Origin of the sequence: Pandoraea commovens (assembly GCF_024704525.1) — a bacterium.
Taxonomy (GTDB): domain Bacteria; phylum Pseudomonadota; class Gammaproteobacteria; order Burkholderiales; family Burkholderiaceae; genus Pandoraea; species Pandoraea commovens.
Genome location: NZ_CP102780.1, coordinates 5,558,200 through 5,575,089, shown reverse-complemented (window position 1 = coordinate 5,575,089; position 16,890 = coordinate 5,558,200). Strand labels below are relative to the sequence as shown.

General features: G+C 59.7%; 25 protein-coding genes. 23 read left to right on the top strand and 2 right to left on the bottom strand.

Features of this window, described 5'->3' with window-relative positions; genetic code table 11:
• Positions 1-176: 176 nt before the first annotated feature.
• Together NTU39_RS25145 and NTU39_RS25140 are read right to left on the bottom strand one after the other, a co-directional pair.
• On the bottom strand, positions 177-1,358 hold the full coding sequence (locus tag NTU39_RS25145; protein WP_257958816.1) for a hypothetical protein: 1,182 nt from the start codon (positions 1,356-1,358) through the stop codon (positions 177-179).
• Between the two features lie 172 nt (positions 1,359-1,530).
• Positions 1,531-2,925 carry an aminotransferase-like domain-containing protein gene (locus tag NTU39_RS25140; protein WP_257958815.1) on the bottom strand — a complete coding sequence of 465 codons (1,395 nt, stop codon included), beginning with the start codon at positions 2,923-2,925 and terminating at the stop codon, positions 1,531-1,533.
• Between the two features lie 398 nt (positions 2,926-3,323).
• Here NTU39_RS25140 and rpsL point away from each other — a divergent pair, with 398 nt between their 5' ends.
• The 23 genes from rpsL (at position 3,324) to rpsE (ending at position 16,883) form a co-directional block, all read left to right on the top strand.
• Positions 3,324-3,698, top strand: a complete 375-nt coding sequence (gene rpsL / locus NTU39_RS25135) for a 30S ribosomal protein S12 (RefSeq protein WP_010804142.1) — start codon at positions 3,324-3,326, stop codon at positions 3,696-3,698.
• 126 nt (positions 3,699-3,824) lie between these two features.
• A complete protein-coding gene (gene rpsG / locus NTU39_RS25130; RefSeq protein WP_023593821.1) occupies positions 3,825-4,295 on the top strand; it encodes a 30S ribosomal protein S7 in 471 nt (156 codons plus the stop codon).
• A 117-nt stretch (positions 4,296-4,412) separates the two neighbouring features.
• The gene (gene fusA, locus NTU39_RS25125; protein ID WP_150666824.1) at positions 4,413-6,515 is read left to right on the top strand and encodes an elongation factor G; all 2,103 of its coding nucleotides are present in this window, start codon (positions 4,413-4,415) and stop codon (positions 6,513-6,515) included.
• A gap of 82 nt (positions 6,516-6,597) precedes the next feature.
• Positions 6,598-7,806, top strand: coding sequence for an elongation factor Tu (tuf, locus tag NTU39_RS25120; protein ID WP_257958814.1), 1,209 nt, complete (start codon positions 6,598-6,600; stop codon positions 7,804-7,806).
• A gap of 113 nt (positions 7,807-7,919) precedes the next feature.
• Positions 7,920-8,231, top strand: a complete 312-nt coding sequence (gene rpsJ / locus NTU39_RS25115) for a 30S ribosomal protein S10 (protein ID WP_010804138.1) — start codon at positions 7,920-7,922, stop codon at positions 8,229-8,231.
• Between the two features lie 205 nt (positions 8,232-8,436).
• Positions 8,437-9,093, top strand: coding sequence for a 50S ribosomal protein L3 (gene rplC, locus NTU39_RS25110; protein WP_039401616.1), 657 nt, complete (start codon positions 8,437-8,439; stop codon positions 9,091-9,093).
• Between the two features lie 2 nt (positions 9,094-9,095).
• Positions 9,096-9,716: a 50S ribosomal protein L4 gene (gene rplD / locus NTU39_RS25105; RefSeq protein WP_010804136.1), complete on the top strand. Its 621-nt coding sequence runs from the start codon at positions 9,096-9,098 to the stop codon at positions 9,714-9,716.
• Positions 9,713-10,027 (top strand): 50S ribosomal protein L23, encoded by a 315-nt coding sequence (gene rplW, locus NTU39_RS25100; RefSeq protein ID WP_010804135.1) that lies wholly within the window; start codon positions 9,713-9,715, stop codon positions 10,025-10,027. Before rplD ends, rplW begins: the two co-directional genes overlap by 4 nt.
• Before the next feature lie 2 nt (positions 10,028-10,029).
• On the top strand, positions 10,030-10,857 hold the full coding sequence (gene rplB, locus NTU39_RS25095; protein WP_017235799.1) for a 50S ribosomal protein L2: 828 nt from the start codon (positions 10,030-10,032) through the stop codon (positions 10,855-10,857).
• Positions 10,858-10,870: 13 nt separating this feature from the next.
• A complete protein-coding gene (gene rpsS, locus NTU39_RS25090) occupies positions 10,871-11,146 on the top strand; it encodes a 30S ribosomal protein S19 (protein WP_010804133.1) in 276 nt (91 codons plus the stop codon).
• A 10-nt stretch (positions 11,147-11,156) separates the two neighbouring features.
• Entirely contained in the window at positions 11,157-11,486 is a 330-nt protein-coding gene (gene rplV / locus NTU39_RS25085; RefSeq protein ID WP_039393726.1) for a 50S ribosomal protein L22, read from the top strand.
• Between the two features lie 9 nt (positions 11,487-11,495).
• Positions 11,496-12,299 carry a 30S ribosomal protein S3 gene (rpsC, locus tag NTU39_RS25080; RefSeq protein ID WP_039393724.1) on the top strand — a complete coding sequence of 268 codons (804 nt, stop codon included), beginning with the start codon at positions 11,496-11,498 and terminating at the stop codon, positions 12,297-12,299.
• A 2-nt stretch (positions 12,300-12,301) separates the two neighbouring features.
• A complete protein-coding gene (gene rplP, locus NTU39_RS25075) occupies positions 12,302-12,718 on the top strand; it encodes a 50S ribosomal protein L16 (protein WP_010804130.1) in 417 nt (138 codons plus the stop codon).
• 14 nt (positions 12,719-12,732) lie between these two features.
• Entirely contained in the window at positions 12,733-12,927 is a 195-nt protein-coding gene (gene rpmC, locus NTU39_RS25070) for a 50S ribosomal protein L29 (RefSeq protein WP_010804129.1), read from the top strand.
• Positions 12,924-13,196, top strand: a complete 273-nt coding sequence (gene rpsQ / locus NTU39_RS25065) for a 30S ribosomal protein S17 (protein WP_150666284.1) — start codon at positions 12,924-12,926, stop codon at positions 13,194-13,196. The genes rpmC and rpsQ overlap by 4 nt, the downstream gene beginning before the upstream one ends.
• A 265-nt stretch (positions 13,197-13,461) precedes the next feature.
• A complete protein-coding gene (gene rplN / locus NTU39_RS25060) occupies positions 13,462-13,830 on the top strand; it encodes a 50S ribosomal protein L14 (protein ID WP_010804127.1) in 369 nt (122 codons plus the stop codon).
• Positions 13,831-13,841: 11 nt separating this feature from the next.
• Positions 13,842-14,150 (top strand): 50S ribosomal protein L24, encoded by a 309-nt coding sequence (gene rplX / locus NTU39_RS25055; RefSeq protein WP_257958810.1) that lies wholly within the window; start codon positions 13,842-13,844, stop codon positions 14,148-14,150.
• Positions 14,151-14,163: 13 nt separating this feature from the next.
• The gene (rplE, locus tag NTU39_RS25050) at positions 14,164-14,703 is read left to right on the top strand and encodes a 50S ribosomal protein L5 (protein WP_150666283.1); all 540 of its coding nucleotides are present in this window, start codon (positions 14,164-14,166) and stop codon (positions 14,701-14,703) included.
• Between the two features lie 7 nt (positions 14,704-14,710).
• A complete protein-coding gene (rpsN, locus tag NTU39_RS25045) occupies positions 14,711-15,016 on the top strand; it encodes a 30S ribosomal protein S14 (RefSeq protein WP_039393717.1) in 306 nt (101 codons plus the stop codon).
• A 13-nt stretch (positions 15,017-15,029) separates the two neighbouring features.
• Positions 15,030-15,425: a 30S ribosomal protein S8 gene (rpsH, locus tag NTU39_RS25040; RefSeq protein WP_010804123.1), complete on the top strand. Its 396-nt coding sequence runs from the start codon at positions 15,030-15,032 to the stop codon at positions 15,423-15,425.
• A 15-nt stretch (positions 15,426-15,440) separates the two neighbouring features.
• Positions 15,441-15,974 (top strand): 50S ribosomal protein L6, encoded by a 534-nt coding sequence (gene rplF / locus NTU39_RS25035; RefSeq protein ID WP_150666282.1) that lies wholly within the window; start codon positions 15,441-15,443, stop codon positions 15,972-15,974.
• Between the two features lie 11 nt (positions 15,975-15,985).
• Positions 15,986-16,351, top strand: a complete 366-nt coding sequence (rplR, locus tag NTU39_RS25030) for a 50S ribosomal protein L18 (RefSeq protein WP_039393713.1) — start codon at positions 15,986-15,988, stop codon at positions 16,349-16,351.
• A gap of 13 nt (positions 16,352-16,364) precedes the next feature.
• Positions 16,365-16,883, top strand: a complete 519-nt coding sequence (rpsE, locus tag NTU39_RS25025) for a 30S ribosomal protein S5 (RefSeq protein WP_039393711.1) — start codon at positions 16,365-16,367, stop codon at positions 16,881-16,883.
• The last annotated feature ends 7 nt before the right edge of the window (positions 16,884-16,890 follow it).

Genomic DNA, 16,890 nt, shown 5'->3' with positions numbered 1-16,890 from the left:
TCCAGTTGAGGTCACGGGGATTTCCGTGAACCGGAGTATTCCTGCTGAGGCAAATCGGATTGTCGTGTTGAGGCCGGGATGTTTGCAGATGCGGATCGGCGCTTTCGCCGCGCATGCACGACGTCGGCGCCGACCATCCGGTGGAGCCCCTCGTCGGGGGCGGCGCATGGTGGCCGTCAGGCGCTCTGCTCCTTGTCCATCCAGCGACGCATGCGCTCGAAGACCTGTGCCCGTTGTCGGGGACTGAGGCCGTCGAACGTGCCCGCGTCACATAGCGCCTGACGGGCGTTGCGGTGACTGTTCCGGGCGACGCGCTCCCGTGGACCGGCTGCGGCGAACCGGTAGTAGCGCCTCACGCCATTGTGCAGGTATCTGGCCAGCGTCTGTTCGATGCTGCCCTTACGGGGAATGGTGTGGAAGGTGGTAGCTTCGGGGGATTCCGCCAGATAGTTGGGACGGTGACCGAACGTATGCCCGGAGTGACGAAAGAAGTGCTCATGCAGGGCCCGGAATTCGACCTGAGAATCGGGATACGGTCCCGAATCGGCAAGCCATTCCTCGTAGCTGTTATCTGCTGGCGGACGCGACGGTCGGATGTCGTCGATGAGGTAGAAACCCGCAAGCGAAACGATGAACGGCTGCACGGGGTGATCCTTCGGTGGCACGACATACGCGCCCAGCATGGCGTTGCGAAGGAAGCCAGGCCCGTCCATCACGAGCGAGGTGGCATCGGGAGGATTCGGTTTCACGCCATTGCGGCGGGCCTCGTCAACGCCGGAGTAGAAGCGATGAAAACTGTGACGTGGCACCACGATCTTGGTTTCGCTCAGGCGAAACGCCTGCTGGACGTCGGCCGGCATGGCGCGAAGCGCGTCTTTGATCTGCGTCTCCAATGTCGCAATCGAATACTTGCCACGTAAGTCGCGGCTGTATTGCTTTCGATACGCTCGTGCGAGTTGCCAGGCTTCGCGGTCCGTGCTGGCCAGCTCGCACGCAATCGCCGGTGGCAGAGACCGGCTGCATCCCGACTCGATCATGCGGCTGACCGGCACGATGCTCGGCTCGCCTGGGGGCAGGTCGAGCAGGCAGTTCTTTCGGTCGTCGTGGTTACCGACGACGCACACGTCGACCAGATCCGCCAATCGGCTTTTCAGGAAATGGTGATAGGTCTGCGGTTCGAGCCCGATCGTCGGCAAAACCGGTTTGGGTACCTCGCGTGTTACGTGGGGGCATCGCGAGCCGGACGTGATATTGCGTGCGCTCTCGAAGGTCTGGCCGGGGCGATCCCCCGCTCCGGCGAACCATGTCAGGCCGCTCGCCGCCGCCAACACCTGCGTCGCAATATGGCTGATGTGCATGCGCTTGCTCCGGTAGATGGCGCGCGCAACACGGCGCGCCCGACCGGACTTTGCGCGAGCCCGTTGGCGTGGGCTTCTGCCGCGCGTGCTGACCCTGTCGGTATCGGGACGGAAGCAGGACGGAATCAGGGGCAGGGGCAATGCGCCCCGTGCCCGCTGCCAACGGCAAGTCTCAGACGATCGCGGCGCGCAGGCTCGGCGGCGCTTCGCGCAGCAGCGACCGGAGACGCTTGAGCGCACTCGCCAGACGCTCCGGATCACGCACGCCACCCAGTGAGATGCGGATCGCGTTGGGCGCATCGGGCGACAGGCAGAAGGCGTCCGCAGGCGTGACGGCGAGTCCCTCGGCGCGGGCGGCCATCGTCAGTTCGCGGGCCGTCCACGGGGCGGGCAACTCATGCCAGAGGTGGATGCCCTGAATCGACGGGGCGTTCGCGTCCCCCAGAATCTCGGCAGCGATGGCCTGACGCTGCGCGGCGGCTTCCTTCACACCGTCCATGAGACGGTCGGCCGTGCCGTCGTGGATCCATTGCGTTGCCAATCCCGCCATCAACGGCGGCGCCATCAACGCGAACGAATGCAGCGTACTGAGGAAGACGTCGCGCTTGCGTCCGTCTGCCAGACGGACATACGCGGTGCGAAGGCCCGGCGTCAGACATTTCGACAGCGTGGACACATAGTGCACGCGATGCGGCGAGAGGCGGGCGAGCGGCGGCGGGGCGTCCGGCATCAAACGCCAGTAAGGATCGTCTTCGATGAGCGTCAGATCGAGCTTGTCCGCCACGGCGAGCAGTTCCTTGCGGCGGCGCTCGGGCATCGTACGCGTGGTCGGGTTCTGGAGCGTGGGGTTCAGATAGACGAGGCGCGCGCGGTGCTGGCGCGCGGCAGCGGCCAGCGCATCGGGGAGCATGCCGTCGGCGTCGGCGGCAACGCCCTCCAGACGGCGGCCGAGCGAGCGTGCCGCGCTGCGTATCCCTGGGTAGACGATCGGCTCACACAACACCGTTTCGTCCCGTTCGGTCTCGGTGAGCAGCAATGCCGCCAGCGTGGCCTGTGCACCGGGGCAGACAAGCACGTCCGTCGGGTCGAGGGTGCCGAGCATGGGCGCGAGCCAGAGCGTACCGGCCTGACGGTCGGCAACGCCTCCGTCCCCCAATTGGTACGCCATGAGCATCGAGGCATCGGTATGCCGCAGGACTTCGTCGATCCCCTTTTGCAACAACTCGCCAAGGAACTGCCCGGCCGGTGCGGGCGGAATGTTCATGCCCAGATCCAGCACCTGATCGAGCGCCACGCGCGGCTTGCTGACGAAAGTGCCGAGCGGGCCGCGCCCCTCAATGGCGCTCCGGTCGCGCGCCCGGTTGTAGGCGCGCGTGACCGTAGTGAAGTCGATGCCCAGCCACGACGCCAGCTCGCGTTGCGCGGGCAGGCGGTCGCCGGGGCGCAGGCGGCCGTCCGCGACCGACTGCTCGATGAAACTCGCCAGTCTCAGATAACGGGGGCCTTTGCCCGCGGTGAGTGCAGGTTTCCAGAAGGTGGCGCGAAGCGTGTCGTGAGAAGTGTCCATAGCGATGTCGGTGTTATGTATGGAAATTCGTACGTAAATCAGCTGTGTATGCAGTGTAGTTTGCATACATGTGAGTCGCAAGTCTTGAATTTGGGAGGGGGAGACGCACCTTGAGGCGGTGCCTGCGGCGGCGTGATCCGTGGTGACGAAGACCATGATCGTTAACAATCAACGACTTACGGCGAGAATTTGCGCGAGAGTGCGTTGACACTTGCCAAGAGCGGGGGTATAGTCGCAGGCTCCGGTTTTTCCGGCGGCATGCCCGTGCCTAATGCAAAGTGCTTATGCATCAAGCGTTTAGATGCGGGCTATCCGCAAGAGCAGCCGGGGAGTACGCAGTAAAGTCGCATGACGGCCCGCCTTGGCTTTCATGCTTTTGACACGTTTAGGAAATCACAATGCCAACGATTAACCAATTGGTCCGCAAGCCGCGCACCTCTGCTCAAATCAAGAGCAAGAGCCCGGCCCTGCAGGACTGCCCGCAGCGTCGCGGCGTGTGCACCCGTGTGTACACCACGACGCCGAAGAAGCCGAACTCCGCACTGCGTAAGGTTGCCAAGGTGCGCCTGACGAACGGTTTCGAAGTCATTTCGTACATCGGCGGTGAAGGCCACAACCTGCAGGAACACTCGGTCGTGCTGATTCGCGGCGGTCGTGTGAAGGACTTGCCGGGTGTGCGTTACCACATGGTGCGCGGTAGCCTCGACACGCAAGGCGTCAAGGACCGTAAGCAAGCCCGTTCGAAGTACGGCGCGAAGCGTCCGAAGGCCTAAGCGGCTTAGCGGATATACGTTCGGTGATGGTGGTACATCGTCACTGAGTAAGTGGTCACTCGGCCAACGAATGGCTAGTAGGTGGCCTGGAGCTCTGCTCCAACTGAATTGATTAAGGAAGAAATCATGCCGCGTCGTCGCGAAGTCCCCAAGCGCGAAGTGTTGCCCGATCCGAAGTTCGGCAACGTTGAAGTCGCTAAATTCATGAACGTGCTCATGCTTGCCGGCAAGAAGTCGGTTGCAGAGCGCATCGTTTATGGTGCTTTCGAGCAGATCCAAACCAAGGCGGGCAAGGATCCGCTGGAAGTCTTCAACACGGCTCTCGGTAACGTGAAGCCGGTGGTTGAAGTCAAGAGCCGCCGCGTTGGCGGTGCAAACTATCAAGTTCCGGTCGAAGTGCGTCCGTCGCGTCGTATGGCATTGGCGATGCGTTGGTTGCGTGAGGCCGCGAAGAAGCGTAGCGAGAAGTCGATGGCTCTGCGCCTGGCTGGTGAGCTGATTGAAGCCTCGGAAGGTCGTGGCGGCGCCATGAAGAAGCGTGACGAAGTTCACCGCATGGCTGAAGCCAACAAGGCCTTCTCGCACTTCCGCTTCTGACGCTGGCAAGCAGTACCTAGAGCAGAAACCGGGGCGGGTGCGCATGAGAAATTGCGCCTCGCCCGTTTGTGTTAGTAGCCCCCTCAAAAATGGCGGCTACATTGAAAGAGGCTTAAAGTGGCTCGTACAACCCCTATCGAGCGCTACCGCAACATCGGTATTAGCGCTCACATCGACGCAGGTAAAACCACGACGACCGAGCGCATTTTGTTCTACACCGGTGTGAACCACAAAATCGGTGAAGTGCACGATGGCGCGGCGACGATGGACTGGATGGAGCAGGAACAAGAGCGCGGCATCACGATTACGTCGGCTGCCACGACCTGCTTCTGGTCCGGCATGGCCAACAACTATCAAAAGCACCGCATCAACATCATCGACACCCCGGGTCACGTCGACTTCACGATTGAAGTCGAGCGCTCGATGCGTGTTCTCGATGGCGCGTGCATGGTGTATTGCGCTGTGGGTGGCGTGCAGCCCCAGTCGGAAACCGTGTGGCGTCAGGCCAACAAGTACGGCGTGCCGCGTCTGGCGTTCGTCAACAAGATGGACCGTACCGGCGCGAACTTCTTCAAGGTCTACGACCAGTTGAAGAACCGTCTGAAGGCCAACCCGGTGCCGGTGGTGGTGCCGATCGGCGCTGAAGAAAACTTCAAGGGCGTGGTCGACCTCATCAAGATGAAGGCGATCATTTGGGACGAAGCTTCGCAAGGCATGAAGTTCGACTACGTCGACATTCCGGCCGAGCTGCAAGCAGACGCCCAGAAGTGGCGCGAAGGCATGGTCGAGGCCGCTGCCGAGTCGAGCGAAGAGATGATGAACAAGTACCTCGAAGAGGGTGACCTCTCCGAAGCTGACATCATCAAGGGCATTCGTCACCGTACCATCGAGTGCGAAATCCAGCCGATGCTGTGCGGTACCGCGTTCAAGAACAAGGGTGTGCAGCGTATGCTGGACGCCGTGGTCGACTTCCTGCCGTCGCCGGTGGACATTCCGCCGGTCACGGGCACGAATGACAAGGAACAGCCGGTCGAGCGCCGTGCTTCGGACGACGAGAAGTTCTCGTCGCTGGCGTTCAAGATCATGACGGACCCGTTCGTTGGTCAGTTGGCGTTCTTCCGCGTCTATTCGGGCGTGGTGAACAAGGGCGACACGGTGCTGAACTCGGTCAAGGAAAAGAAGGAACGCCTGGGCCGTATTCTGCAGATGCACGCGAACCAGCGTGAAGAAATTGACGAAGTGCGTGCGGGTGACATCGCCGCTGCTGTCGGTCTGAAGGATGTGACGACCGGTGACACGCTGTGCGATCCGTCGGCACCGATCGTGCTCGAACGCATGGTGTTCCCGGAGCCGGTGATTTCGCAGGCTGTCGAGCCGAAGACCAAGGTCGACCAGGAAAAGATGGGCATCGCCCTGAACCGCCTGGCGCAGGAAGACCCGTCGTTCCGCGTGCAGACCGATGAAGAATCGGGTCAGACCATCATTTCGGGTATGGGCGAGCTCCACCTCGAAATTCTGGTCGATCGCATGAAGCGCGAATTCGGCGTGGAAGCCAACATCGGCGCTCCGCAGGTTGCCTACCGCGAAACCATTCGCGCGACGGCTGCCGATGTGGAAGGCAAGTTCGTCAAGCAGTCGGGCGGTCGCGGCCAGTTCGGTCACGCTGTCATTACGCTTGAGCCGAGCGAGCAAGGCGCTGGTTACAAGTTCTTCGACGAAATCAAGGGTGGTGTGATTCCGCGTGAATACATTCCGGCCGTTGATAAGGGTATCCAGGACACGCTCAAGAGCGGTGTGCTCGCTGGCTTCCCGGTCGTCGACGTGACGGTCCACCTGACGTTCGGTTCGTACCACGATGTGGACTCGAACGAAAACGCGTTCCGTATGGCTGGTTCGATGGCTTTCAAGGAAGCTATGCGCCGTGCCAAGCCGGTCATCCTCGAGCCGATGATGGCCGTGGAAGTGGAAACGCCGGAAGACTACATGGGTAACGTGATGGGCGACTTGTCGAGCCGTCGCGGCATTATCCAGGGCATGGACGACATGGTCGGCGGCGGCAAGATCGTGCGCGCTGAAGTCCCGCTGTCGGAAATGTTCGGCTATTCGACGTCGCTGCGTTCGGCTACGCAAGGCCGCGCCACGTACACGATGGAGTTCAAGCACTACGCTGAAGCTCCGAAGAACGTGAGCGAAGCCATCATCAGCAACAAGAGCAAGTAATTCATTTGTAGGGTGTCCGCATCATCCGGTGCGGCACCCGACACACTGTTTAATCGTCTATTCAGTATCTGAGGATTCGGAAATGGCAAAGGAAAAATTCGAGCGGACTAAGCCGCACGTGAACGTCGGTACCATTGGCCACGTTGACCATGGCAAGACCACCCTGACGGCTGCTATTGCAACGGTTCTGTCGGCCAAGTTCGGCGGCGAAGCCAAGAAGTACGACGAAATCGACGCGGCGCCGGAAGAAAAGGCACGTGGTATCACGATCAACACGGCACACATCGAGTACGAAACGGCTACGCGCCACTACGCACACGTTGACTGCCCGGGCCACGCCGACTACGTCAAGAACATGATTACCGGTGCTGCCCAGATGGACGGCGCAATTCTGGTTTGCTCGGCAGCTGACGGCCCGATGCCGCAAACGCGTGAGCACATCCTGCTCGCCCGTCAGGTCGGTGTGCCGTACATCATCGTGTTCCTGAACAAGTGCGACATGGTCGACGACGCCGAGCTGCTCGAGCTGGTCGAAATGGAAGTGCGCGAGCTTCTCTCGAAGTACGACTTCCCGGGCGACGATACCCCGATCATCAAGGGTTCGGCCAAGCTGGCGCTGGAAGGCGACAAGGGCGAACTGGGCGAAGTCGCGATCATGAACCTGGCCGACGCGCTGGATTCGTACATCCCGACGCCGGAGCGCGCTGTTGACAAGCCGTTCCTGATGCCGGTGGAAGACGTGTTCTCGATCTCGGGTCGCGGCACGGTGGTGACGGGTCGTATCGAGTCGGGCGTGGTCAAGGTCGGCGAAGAAATCGAAATCGTCGGTATCAAGATGGACGGCGACAAGCCGCACATCGACAAGACGACCTGCACGGGCGTTGAAATGTTCCGCAAGCTGCTCGACCAAGGTCAGGCAGGCGATAACGTTGGCCTGCTGCTGCGCGGCACGAAGCGTGAAGACGTCCAGCGTGGTCAGGTTCTGGCCAAGCCGGGCTCGATCAAGCCGCACATGGAGTTCACGGCCGAAGTGTACGTGCTGTCGAAGGACGAAGGTGGCCGTCACACGCCGTTCTTCAACAACTACCGTCCGCAGTTCTACTTCCGTACGACGGACGTGACCGGCTCGATCACCCTGCCGGCCGACAAGGAAATGGTCATGCCGGGCGACAACGTGTCGATCACCGTCAAGCTGATCGCTCCGATCGCCATGACCGAAGGTCTGCGCTTCGCAATCCGCGAAGGTGGCCGTACGGTGGGTTCGGGCGTCGTTGCTAAGATCCTCGCCTAATAGCGGATTGAACGACGGTGCGGGGTTTCGGCCCCCATCGTCGTGATTCTGTTTGCTCTTTGTGATTTACCCGGCGCCCGAACGAGGGTTGCCATGCTCTTTGGAGAAATTCCATGCAGAACCAAAAGATCCGTATCCGCCTGAAGGCTTTCGACTACCGCCTGATCGACCAGTCGGCTGCCGAAATCGTTGAAACCGCCAAGCGCACTGGCGCAATCGTCAAGGGCCCGGTGCCCCTGCCGACGCGTATCGAGCGTTTCGACATCCTGCGTTCGCCGCACGTCAACAAGACGTCGCGCGACCAGCTCGAAATCCGTACGCACCAGCGCCTGATGGACATCGTCGATCCGACGGACAAGACGGTTGACGCGCTGATGAAGCTCGATCTGCCGGCTGGCGTCGACGTCGAGATCAAGCTGCAGTAAGGCTTGGGAGCGATTTCGCTCTTGAAAGCCCCGCCAATGCTGGACCGGCGGGGCTTTTGTTATGTGATTTAGCAACACTTGTCAAGCGATAAAAGTCCGCCTATAATGGCGGGCTCAAGTGTAGTTTTGAAAAGATGGCCCACGTCCGTGGACCATCCTTTTGTCATTTAGCCCCGGCCAATCGCAGTCGGGAATGGAGAAAATCATGAGCCTTGGCCTTGTCGGTCGCAAGGTTGGCATGACGCGTATTTTCACGGACGACGGCGATTCGATTCCCGTCACCGTGCTCGACGTGTCTAACAACCGCGTGACGCAAATCAAGACGGATGAAACGGACGGCTATACCGCCGTTCAAGTCACTTTCGGCAATCGTCGCGCCTCGCGCGTGACCAAAGCCGCCGCCGGTCACTACGCGAAAGCTGGTGTTGAAGCCGGTGAAATCCTCAAGGAATTCCGCATCGATGCTGCCAAAGCTGCTGAACTGCAGCCGGGCGCAGCCGTTGGTGTCGATCTGTTCCAAGTAGGCCAGAAGGTCGACGTGCAAGGCGTGTCGATCGGTAAGGGCTACGCAGGTACCATCAAGCGTTACAACTTCGCTTCGGGCCGCGCATCGCACGGTAACTCGCGTTCGCACAACGTGCCGGGTTCGATCGGTATGGCGCAGGATCCGGGCCGTGTGTTCCCGGGTAAGCGCATGACGGGTCACCTGGGTGACGTCACGACGACGGTACAGAATCTCGAAATCGCGCGCATTGACGCTGAACGTGGCCTGATCTTCGTGAAGGGTGCCGTTCCGGGCGCCAACGAAGGCAAGGTTTTCGTGACCTCGGCAGTCAAGGCCAAACTCGCGAAGGGAGCGTAACAATGGAACTTAAGCTCCTGAATGAGCAAGGTCAGGAAGGCGCTGCTGTCAACGCGTCGGACGTCGTGTTCGGCCGTGACTACAACGAAGCGCTGATCCATCAGGTTGTGGTGGCTTATCAAGCTAACGCCCGCAGCGGCAACCGTGCGCAGAAGGACCGTGAACAGGTCAAGCACACGACGAAGAAGCCGTGGCGTCAGAAGGGTACGGGCCGCGCTCGTGCCGGTATGTCGTCGAGCCCGCTGTGGCGCGGCGGTGGCCGTATCTTCCCGAATTCGCCGGAAGAGAACTTCACCCACAAGGTCAACAAGAAGATGTACCGCGCCGGTGTGTGCTCGATTCTGTCGCAGCTCGCCCGTGAAGGTCGTCTGTCGGTGGTCGAGGACATCAAGCTGGATGCGCCGAAGACCAAACTGCTCGCTGAAAAGATCAAGGCCATGGGTCTTGAGTCGGTGCTGCTGATCACGGATAGCGTGGACGAGAACCTGTTCCTGGCCTCGCGCAATCTGGCTCACGTTGCCGTCACCGAGCCGCGTTTCGCCGACCCGCTGTCGCTCATCTACTTCAAGAAGGTGCTGCTGACGAAGGGCGCGATCGCCAAGATTGAGGAGATGCTGTCATGAGCGACGTGCGTAAAAACGACCATCGTCTGTACCAGGTCTTGCTCGCGCCGGTGATCTCCGAAAAGGCGACGCTGGTGGCTGACAAGAATGAACAAGTGGTGTTCCAAGTTGCACGCGACGCGAACAAGCAAGAAGTGAAGGCTGCTGTTGAGCTTCTCTTCAAGGTTGAAGTCGAGTCGGTGCAGATCCTGAACCGTAAGGGCAAGCAAAAGCGCTTTGGCCGCTTCATGGGTCGTCGCGACCACGAGAAGAAGGCTTACGTGAGCTTGAAGCCGGGTCAGGAAATCAATTTTGAAGCGGAGGCCAAGTAATCATGGCACTCGTCAAAACGAAACCGACGTCGCCGGGCCGCCGTTCGCTGGTCAAGGTCGTCAACAAGGATCTGCATAAGGGCAAGCCGTTCGCCCCGCTGCTCGATACCAAGAGCAAGACCGCTGGCCGTAACAACAACGGTCACATCACCACCCGTCATATGGGTGGCGGTCACAAGCAACACTACCGTATCGTCGATTTCCGTCGCAATAAGGACGGCATCACGGCGAAGGTTGAGCGTCTTGAGTACGATCCGAACCGCAGCGCAAACATCGCACTGCTTTGCTACGCCGACGGCGAGCGTCGCTACATTCTTGCTCCGAAGGGTATGACCGTCGGCCAGCAAGTGGTGAGCGGCTCGGAAGCTCCGATCAAGTCTGGTAACACGCTGCCGATCCGCAACATTCCGGTCGGTACCACGATTCACGGCATCGAACTGCTGCCGGGTAAGGGTGCGCAAATCGCCCGTGCCGCTGGTACGTCGGCAATGCTGCTGGCTCGTGAAGGCACGTACGCTCAAGTGCGTCTGCGTTCGGGCGAAGTCCGTCGCGTGCACATCGAGTGCCGCGCAACCATCGGTGAAGTCGGCAACGAAGAGCACAGCCTGCGCCAATTGGGCAAGGCCGGTGCTAAGCGTTGGCGCGGTATTCGCCCGACCGTTCGCGGTGTGGCGATGAACCCGGTGGATCACCCGCACGGTGGTGGTGAAGGTCGTACGGCAGCTGGTCGTCATCCGGTCAGCCCGTGGGGTCAGCATACCAAGGGTAAGCGTACCCGTTCGACCAAGCGTACCGACAGCATGATCGTTCAGCGTCGCAAGAAGCGCTAATTGGAGCTAGCAAATGACTCGTTCTGTTAAAAAAGGTCCGTTTTGCGACGCTCATCTGCTGAAGAAAGTGGAAGCGGCAGCTGCATCGCGTGACAAGAAGCCGATCAAGACCTGGTCGCGTCGTTCGACCGTCCTGCCCGATTTCATCGGCCTGACGATCGCCGTACACAATGGCCGTCAACACGTGCCGGTGTACGTGACGGAAAACATGGTCGGCCACAAGCTGGGTGAGTTCGCACTTACCCGTACCTTCAAGGGCCATGCGGCCGACAAGAAGGCGAAGAAATAAGGGGCCGATCATGGAAGTGAAAGCAATTCACCGCGGTGCCCGTATCTCGGCGCAGAAGACGCGTCTGGTCGCTGACCAGATCCGCGGCCTGCCGCTGGAGCGTGCGCTGAATGTACTGACCTTCTCGCCGAAGAAGGCCGCGGTCATCATCAAGAAGGTGCTGGAGTCGGCTATCGCCAACGCCGAGCACAATGAAGGTGCTGACATCGACGAACTGCGCGTTAAGGGCATCTTCGTTGACAAGGCGACCTCGCTCAAGCGTTTCACCGCGCGCGCTAAGGGCCGTGGTAACCGCATCGAGAAGCAAACCTGTCACATCACTGTGACGCTGGGCAACTAAGGGGTCACGATGGGACAGAAAATTCATCCGACTGGCTTCCGTCTGGCTGTCAGTCGTAACTGGGCTTCGCGTTGGTACGCGAACAACCAGGATTTCGCGAAAATGCTGCAGGAAGATATCGGCGTTCGCGATTACCTGAAGAAGAAGCTGAAGAACGCTTCGGTTGGCCGCGTGGTCATCGAACGTCCGGCCAAGAATGCTCGCATCACGATTTTCAGCTCGCGTCCGGGCGTTGTGATCGGCAAGAAGGGCGAGGACATCGAAATCCTCAAGGCTGAGCTGCAAAAGCGCATGGGCGTGCCCGTGCACGTGAACATCGAAGAAATCCGCAAGCCGGAAACCGATGCGCAGCTGATCGCCGATTCGATCGCTCAGCAGCTTGAGCGCCGTATCATGTTCCGTCGCGCAATGAAGCGTGCGATGCAGAACGCGATGCGTCTGGGTGCCCAAGGCATCAAGATCATGAGCGCTGGCCGTCTGAACGGTATCGAAATCGCCCGTACCGAGTGGTACCGCGAAGGCCGTGTGCCCCTGCACACCCTGCGCGCTGACATCGACTACGCAACCTCGGAAGCGAAGACGACGTACGGCATCATCGGTATCAAGGTGTGGGTGTACAAGGGTGACACGCTGGGCCGCAACGACGCTCCGGTGGCTGAAGAGCCGGCCGAAGAAAAGCGTCCGCGCCGCAATGCGCGTCCGGGCGACCGTCGCCCCCGTCGTGACGATGCTGGCGACAAGGCCGGTGCGAAGCGCGGTGGTGCACGCCGTCCGGCTGGCAAGCCTGAAGGCGACGCCAAGACTGGAGAATAATCATGCTGCAACCGAAACGCAGAAAGTATCGCAAAGAGCAGAAAGGCCGTAACACTGGCGTCGCCACCCGTGGCAACGAAGTGTCGTTCGGCGAATTCGGTCTGAAGGCGGTCGGTCGTGGTCGTCTGACGGCTCGTCAAATCGAAGCTGCTCGTCGTGCTATGACCCGCCACATCAAGCGTGGTGGCCGTATCTGGATCCGTATCTTCCCGGACAAGCCGATCTCGCAAAAGCCGGCAGAAGTGCGTATGGGTAACGGTAAGGGTAACCCGGAGTACTACGTCGCCGAGATTCAGCCGGGCAAGATGCTGTACGAAATGGACGGTGTGGATGAAGCGCTGGCGCGCGAGGCGTTCCGCCTGGCTGCTGCCAAGCTGCCGATTCAGACGACGTTCTTCGTCCGTCGCCTTGGCGCCTGAAGGGAGAATTTGAAATGAAAGCATCCGAACTTCGTGCCAAGGATGTCGACGGCCTGAACAAGGAACTGTCGGATCTGTTGAAGGCCCAATTCGGTCTTCGCATGCAAGCGGGCACCCAACAGCTGAGCAACACCAGCCAGCTGAAGAAGGTGCGCAAGGACATCGCGCGTGTGCGTACCGTGTTGACTGAGAAGGCGAGCCAGAAATGAACGATACCGCTAAGACTTCGCTGAAGCGCACCCTCGTGGGTCGCGTCACCAGCGATAAGATGGAAAAGACGGTTACCGTGCTGATCGAGCGTCAAATGAAGCACCCGCTCTACGGCAAGTACATCGTGCGCTCGAAGAAGTACCACGCGCACGACGAAACCAACCAGTACAAGGAAGGCGACCTGGTCGAGATTCAAGAATCCCGCCCGCTGTCGAAGACCAAGGCCTGGACGGTTACCCGTCTCGTGGAAGCTGCCCGTATCATCTAAGGCAGTTTGAAGCGAAGGCTTGACTTGCAAGTCCGGAATTATCGATGTATAATTCCGGACTTTCCGCTTCTTTCGCCAAAACCGGTCTTTGGTTTCGCAAGGGAGTGGATGGCTTCCGAAGCCGATTCGTATCCTCTACGGGTCTGGACGAGGTAGCAAGGTTGTCCACTTTTGAACGACTCAACCCAAACGGCACCCTTTGGTGCTGACGGGGACCAAGACTGACCGACGCCTAGGTGTCGGATTAAGTTGGGAAGATAACACCATGATTCAAACTGAAACCCGGCTCGAAGTAGCCGACAACACCGGTGCGCGCGAAGTGATGTGCATCAAGGTGCTGGGCGGCTCCAAGCGTCGCTACGCCGGCATTGGCGACATCATCAAGGTCAGCGTGAAGGATGCTGCCCCGCGTGGTCGCGTCAAGAAGGGCGAAATCTACAACGCAGTGGTCGTGCGCACCGCCAAGGGCGTGCGTCGCCAGGACGGCTCGCTGGTCAAATTCGACGGCAATGCCGCCGTGCTGCTTAACACCAAGCTCGAGCCGATCGGCACCCGTATCTTCGGGCCGGTTACGCGTGAACTGCGTACCGAACGCTTCATGAAGATCGTGTCGCTGGCCCCGGAAGTGCTGTAAGGAGCCGACACATGAACAAGATTCGTAAGGGTGACCAAGTCATCGTTCTGACGGGTAAGGACAAGGCCAAGCGTGGCACGGTTCTGGCCGTTGATGGTGACAAGCTGGTCATCGAAGGCGTGAACGTCGCCAAGAAGCACGTCAAGCCGAACCCGATGAAGGGTACGCAAGGTGGCGTGGTCGACAAGACGATGCCGATCCACGTTTCGAACGTGGCGCTGGTGGATGCCAATGGCAAGCCGTCGCGCGTGGGCATCAAGGTCGAAGACGGCAAGAAGGTCCGCTTCCTCAAGACGACCGGTGCGGTCGTCGGTGCCTAAGGGAGTATAGATAATGGCCCGTTTGCAAGAAATCTATAAGGACAAGATTGTCGCCGAGCTCACCAAGCAGTTCGGTTACAAGTCCGTGATGGAAGTGCCGCGCATCACCAAGATCACCCTGAATATGGGCCTTGGTCAAGCCGTTGCTGACAAGAAGATCATTGAGCACGCCGTTGGCGACCTGACGAAGATTGCCGGTCAAAAGCCGGTGGTCACGAAGGCTCGTAAGGCTATCGCCGGTTTCAAGATCCGCGAAGGTTACCCGATCGGTACGATGGTGACGCTGCGCGGCGAGCGTATGTTCGAATTCCTGGATCGTTTCATCACCGTGGCTCTGCCGCGCGTGCGTGACTTCCGTGGTATTTCGGGTCGTGCGTTCGACGGTCGTGGCAACTACAACATCGGTGTGAAAGAGCAGATCATTTTCCCCGAAATCGAATACGACAAAATCGACGCACTGCGTGGTCTGAATATCAGCATCACGACGACTGCGAAGACTGACGAAGAAGCCAAGGCTCTTCTGTCGGCGTTCAAATTCCCGTTCCGTAACTGAGGTAATCGTGGCTAAACTGGCACTTATCGAACGCGAAAAGAAGCGCGCCCGTCTGGCGGCGAAGTACGCTGGCAAGCGTGCTGACCTCAAAGCGATCATCGAAGACACCAGCAAGTCGGAAGACGAGCGTTATGAAGCACGCCTGGCGCTGCAACAGCTGCCGCGTAACGCCAACCCGACGCGTCAACGCAATCGTTGCGAGCTGACCGGTCGTCCGCGCGGCACGTTCCGCAAATTCGGCCTGGCCCGTAACAAGATCCGTGAAATCGCCTTCCGTGGCGAAATCCCGGGCGTGACCAAAGCAAGCTGGTAATAGGAGAAGCACCATGAGCATGAGCGATCCTATCGCCGATATGCTGACTCGCATCCGCAACGCTCAGATGGTTGAGAAGGCATCGGTGAAGATGCCCTCGTCCAAGCTGAAGGTCTCGATCGCCAAAGTCCTGAAGGACGAAGGCTACATCGAAGACTTCGCGGTTGAAGCAGAAGAAACCAAGCCGGTGCTGAACATCGCACTGAAGTACTACGCTGGCCGTCCGGTGATCGAGCGCCTCGAGCGCGTTTCGCGCCCGGGTCTGCGTGTGTACAAGAGCCGCAACGATATCCCGCAGGTCATGAATGGCCTGGGCGTTGCAATCGTCTCGACCCCGAAGGGCGTGATGACGGATCGCAAGGCACGCGCCACTGGCGTGGGCGGCGAAGTCATCTGCTACGTGGCCTAACCGAGGAGAGTTGAAATGTCTCGAGTAGGTAAGAGTCCCATTGCACTGCCGAAGGGCGTTGAAACGACGCTGGCTGGCAATGTGCTGACGGTCAAGGGTGCCCTGGGTTCGTTGACCCGCGGCGTGAACGTCCTTGTGAACGTCAAGATTGAAGACGGCACCATCACCTTCGCCCCGGCTGACGAAAGCCGTGAAGCGAATGCGCTGTATGGTACGGAACGTGCACTGGTCAACAATATGGTGACCGGTGTGAGCAAGGGTTTCGAAAAGAAGCTGAACCTCGTTGGCGTGGGTTACCGTGCCAAGGCTGAAGGTAACAACCTGAAGCTCGAGCTGGGTTTCTCGCACGATGTTGTGCACGCCATGCCGGAAGGCGTGAAGGTAGAGACCCCCACGCAGACTGAGATCATCATCAAAGGCGTTGACAAGCAACGCGTCGGACAAGTGGCTGCGGAAGTTCGCGGTTACCGTCCGCCCGAGCCCTACAAGGGTAAGGGTGTCCGCTATGCGGACGAGACGGTGATCCTCAAGGAAACCAAGAAGAAGTAAGGGTGCGAAACATGGACAAGAAACAATCACGTGTGCGCCGCGCTCGCCAGACTCGTATCAAGCTGGCAGCTCAGAAGGTGCATCGCCTTTCCGTGCATCGCACCAACGTGCACATTTACGCGCAAGTTTTCTCGGAAGACGGCACGCAAGTGCTGGCCAGCGCTTCGACGCTGGAAGCCGAAGTGCGCAAGGAACTGGGCGACAAGGAAGGCAAGGGTGGCAACGCTGCCGCTGCTGCGTTGATCGGTCGTCGTATCGCCGAAAAGGCGAAGGCCGCCGGCATCGAAAGCGTGTCTTTCGACCGCTCGGGCTTCCGCTATCACGGTCGCGTTAAGGCTCTTGCCGACGCAGCCCGTGAAGCCGGCCTCAAGTTCTAAGTAAGGATCCGTCATGGCAAAGATGCAAGCGAAAGTTCAGGCTGACGAACGCGACGACGGCCTTCGCGAGAAGATGATCGCGGTCAACCGTGTCACGAAGGTTGTGAAGGGTGGCCGTATTCTCGGTTTTGCCGCGTTGACCGTGGTTGGTGACGGCGATGGCCGCATCGGCATGGGCAAGGGCAAGGCGAAGGAAGTCCCGGTTGCTGTTCAAAAGGCAATGGAACAAGCCCGCCGCAATATGTTCAAGGTTGCTCTGAAGAACGGCACCCTTCAACACAACGTTCTCGGCCAGCATGGCGCCTCGCGCGTCCTGATGTCGCCGGCGAAGGACGGTACTGGCGTGATCGCCGGTGGCCCGATGCGCGCGGTGTTCGAGGTGATGGGCGTGACCAACGTGGTGACGAAGAGCCTTGGCTCGACGAACCCGTATAACCTGGTCCGCGCCACGCTCGACGGCCTGAAGAAACAATCGACTCCTGCTGACATCGCCGCTAAGCGTGGCAAGTCGGTGGAAGAGATCCTCGGCTAAGGGTGAT

Excerpts from the sequence above, each read along its gene's own strand:
- NTU39_RS25145 (WP_257958816.1), bottom strand. The coding sequence starts at position 1,358 with ATGCACATCAGCCATATTGCGACGCAGGTGTTGGCGGCGGCGAGCGGC.
- NTU39_RS25140 (WP_257958815.1), bottom strand. The coding sequence starts at position 2,925 with ATGGACACTTCTCACGACACGCTTCGCGCCACCTTCTGGAAACCTGCA.
- rpsL (WP_010804142.1), top strand. The coding sequence starts at position 3,324 with ATGCCAACGATTAACCAATTGGTCCGCAAGCCGCGCACCTCTGCTCAA.
- rpsG (WP_023593821.1), top strand. The coding sequence starts at position 3,825 with ATGCCGCGTCGTCGCGAAGTCCCCAAGCGCGAAGTGTTGCCCGATCCG.
- tuf (WP_257958814.1), top strand. The coding sequence starts at position 6,598 with ATGGCAAAGGAAAAATTCGAGCGGACTAAGCCGCACGTGAACGTCGGT.
- rpsJ (WP_010804138.1), top strand. The coding sequence starts at position 7,920 with ATGCAGAACCAAAAGATCCGTATCCGCCTGAAGGCTTTCGACTACCGC.
- rplC (WP_039401616.1), top strand. The coding sequence starts at position 8,437 with ATGAGCCTTGGCCTTGTCGGTCGCAAGGTTGGCATGACGCGTATTTTC.
- rplD (WP_010804136.1), top strand. The coding sequence starts at position 9,096 with ATGGAACTTAAGCTCCTGAATGAGCAAGGTCAGGAAGGCGCTGCTGTC.
- rplW (WP_010804135.1), top strand. The coding sequence starts at position 9,713 with ATGAGCGACGTGCGTAAAAACGACCATCGTCTGTACCAGGTCTTGCTC.
- rplB (WP_017235799.1), top strand. The coding sequence starts at position 10,030 with ATGGCACTCGTCAAAACGAAACCGACGTCGCCGGGCCGCCGTTCGCTG.
- rpsS (WP_010804133.1), top strand. The coding sequence starts at position 10,871 with ATGACTCGTTCTGTTAAAAAAGGTCCGTTTTGCGACGCTCATCTGCTG.
- rplV (WP_039393726.1), top strand. The coding sequence starts at position 11,157 with ATGGAAGTGAAAGCAATTCACCGCGGTGCCCGTATCTCGGCGCAGAAG.
- rpsC (WP_039393724.1), top strand. The coding sequence starts at position 11,496 with ATGGGACAGAAAATTCATCCGACTGGCTTCCGTCTGGCTGTCAGTCGT.
- rplP (WP_010804130.1), top strand. The coding sequence starts at position 12,302 with ATGCTGCAACCGAAACGCAGAAAGTATCGCAAAGAGCAGAAAGGCCGT.
- rpmC (WP_010804129.1), top strand. The coding sequence starts at position 12,733 with ATGAAAGCATCCGAACTTCGTGCCAAGGATGTCGACGGCCTGAACAAG.
- rpsQ (WP_150666284.1), top strand. The coding sequence starts at position 12,924 with ATGAACGATACCGCTAAGACTTCGCTGAAGCGCACCCTCGTGGGTCGC.
- rplN (WP_010804127.1), top strand. The coding sequence starts at position 13,462 with ATGATTCAAACTGAAACCCGGCTCGAAGTAGCCGACAACACCGGTGCG.
- rplX (WP_257958810.1), top strand. The coding sequence starts at position 13,842 with ATGAACAAGATTCGTAAGGGTGACCAAGTCATCGTTCTGACGGGTAAG.
- rplE (WP_150666283.1), top strand. The coding sequence starts at position 14,164 with ATGGCCCGTTTGCAAGAAATCTATAAGGACAAGATTGTCGCCGAGCTC.
- rpsH (WP_010804123.1), top strand. The coding sequence starts at position 15,030 with ATGAGCATGAGCGATCCTATCGCCGATATGCTGACTCGCATCCGCAAC.
- rplF (WP_150666282.1), top strand. The coding sequence starts at position 15,441 with ATGTCTCGAGTAGGTAAGAGTCCCATTGCACTGCCGAAGGGCGTTGAA.
- rplR (WP_039393713.1), top strand. The coding sequence starts at position 15,986 with ATGGACAAGAAACAATCACGTGTGCGCCGCGCTCGCCAGACTCGTATC.
- rpsE (WP_039393711.1), top strand. The coding sequence starts at position 16,365 with ATGGCAAAGATGCAAGCGAAAGTTCAGGCTGACGAACGCGACGACGGC.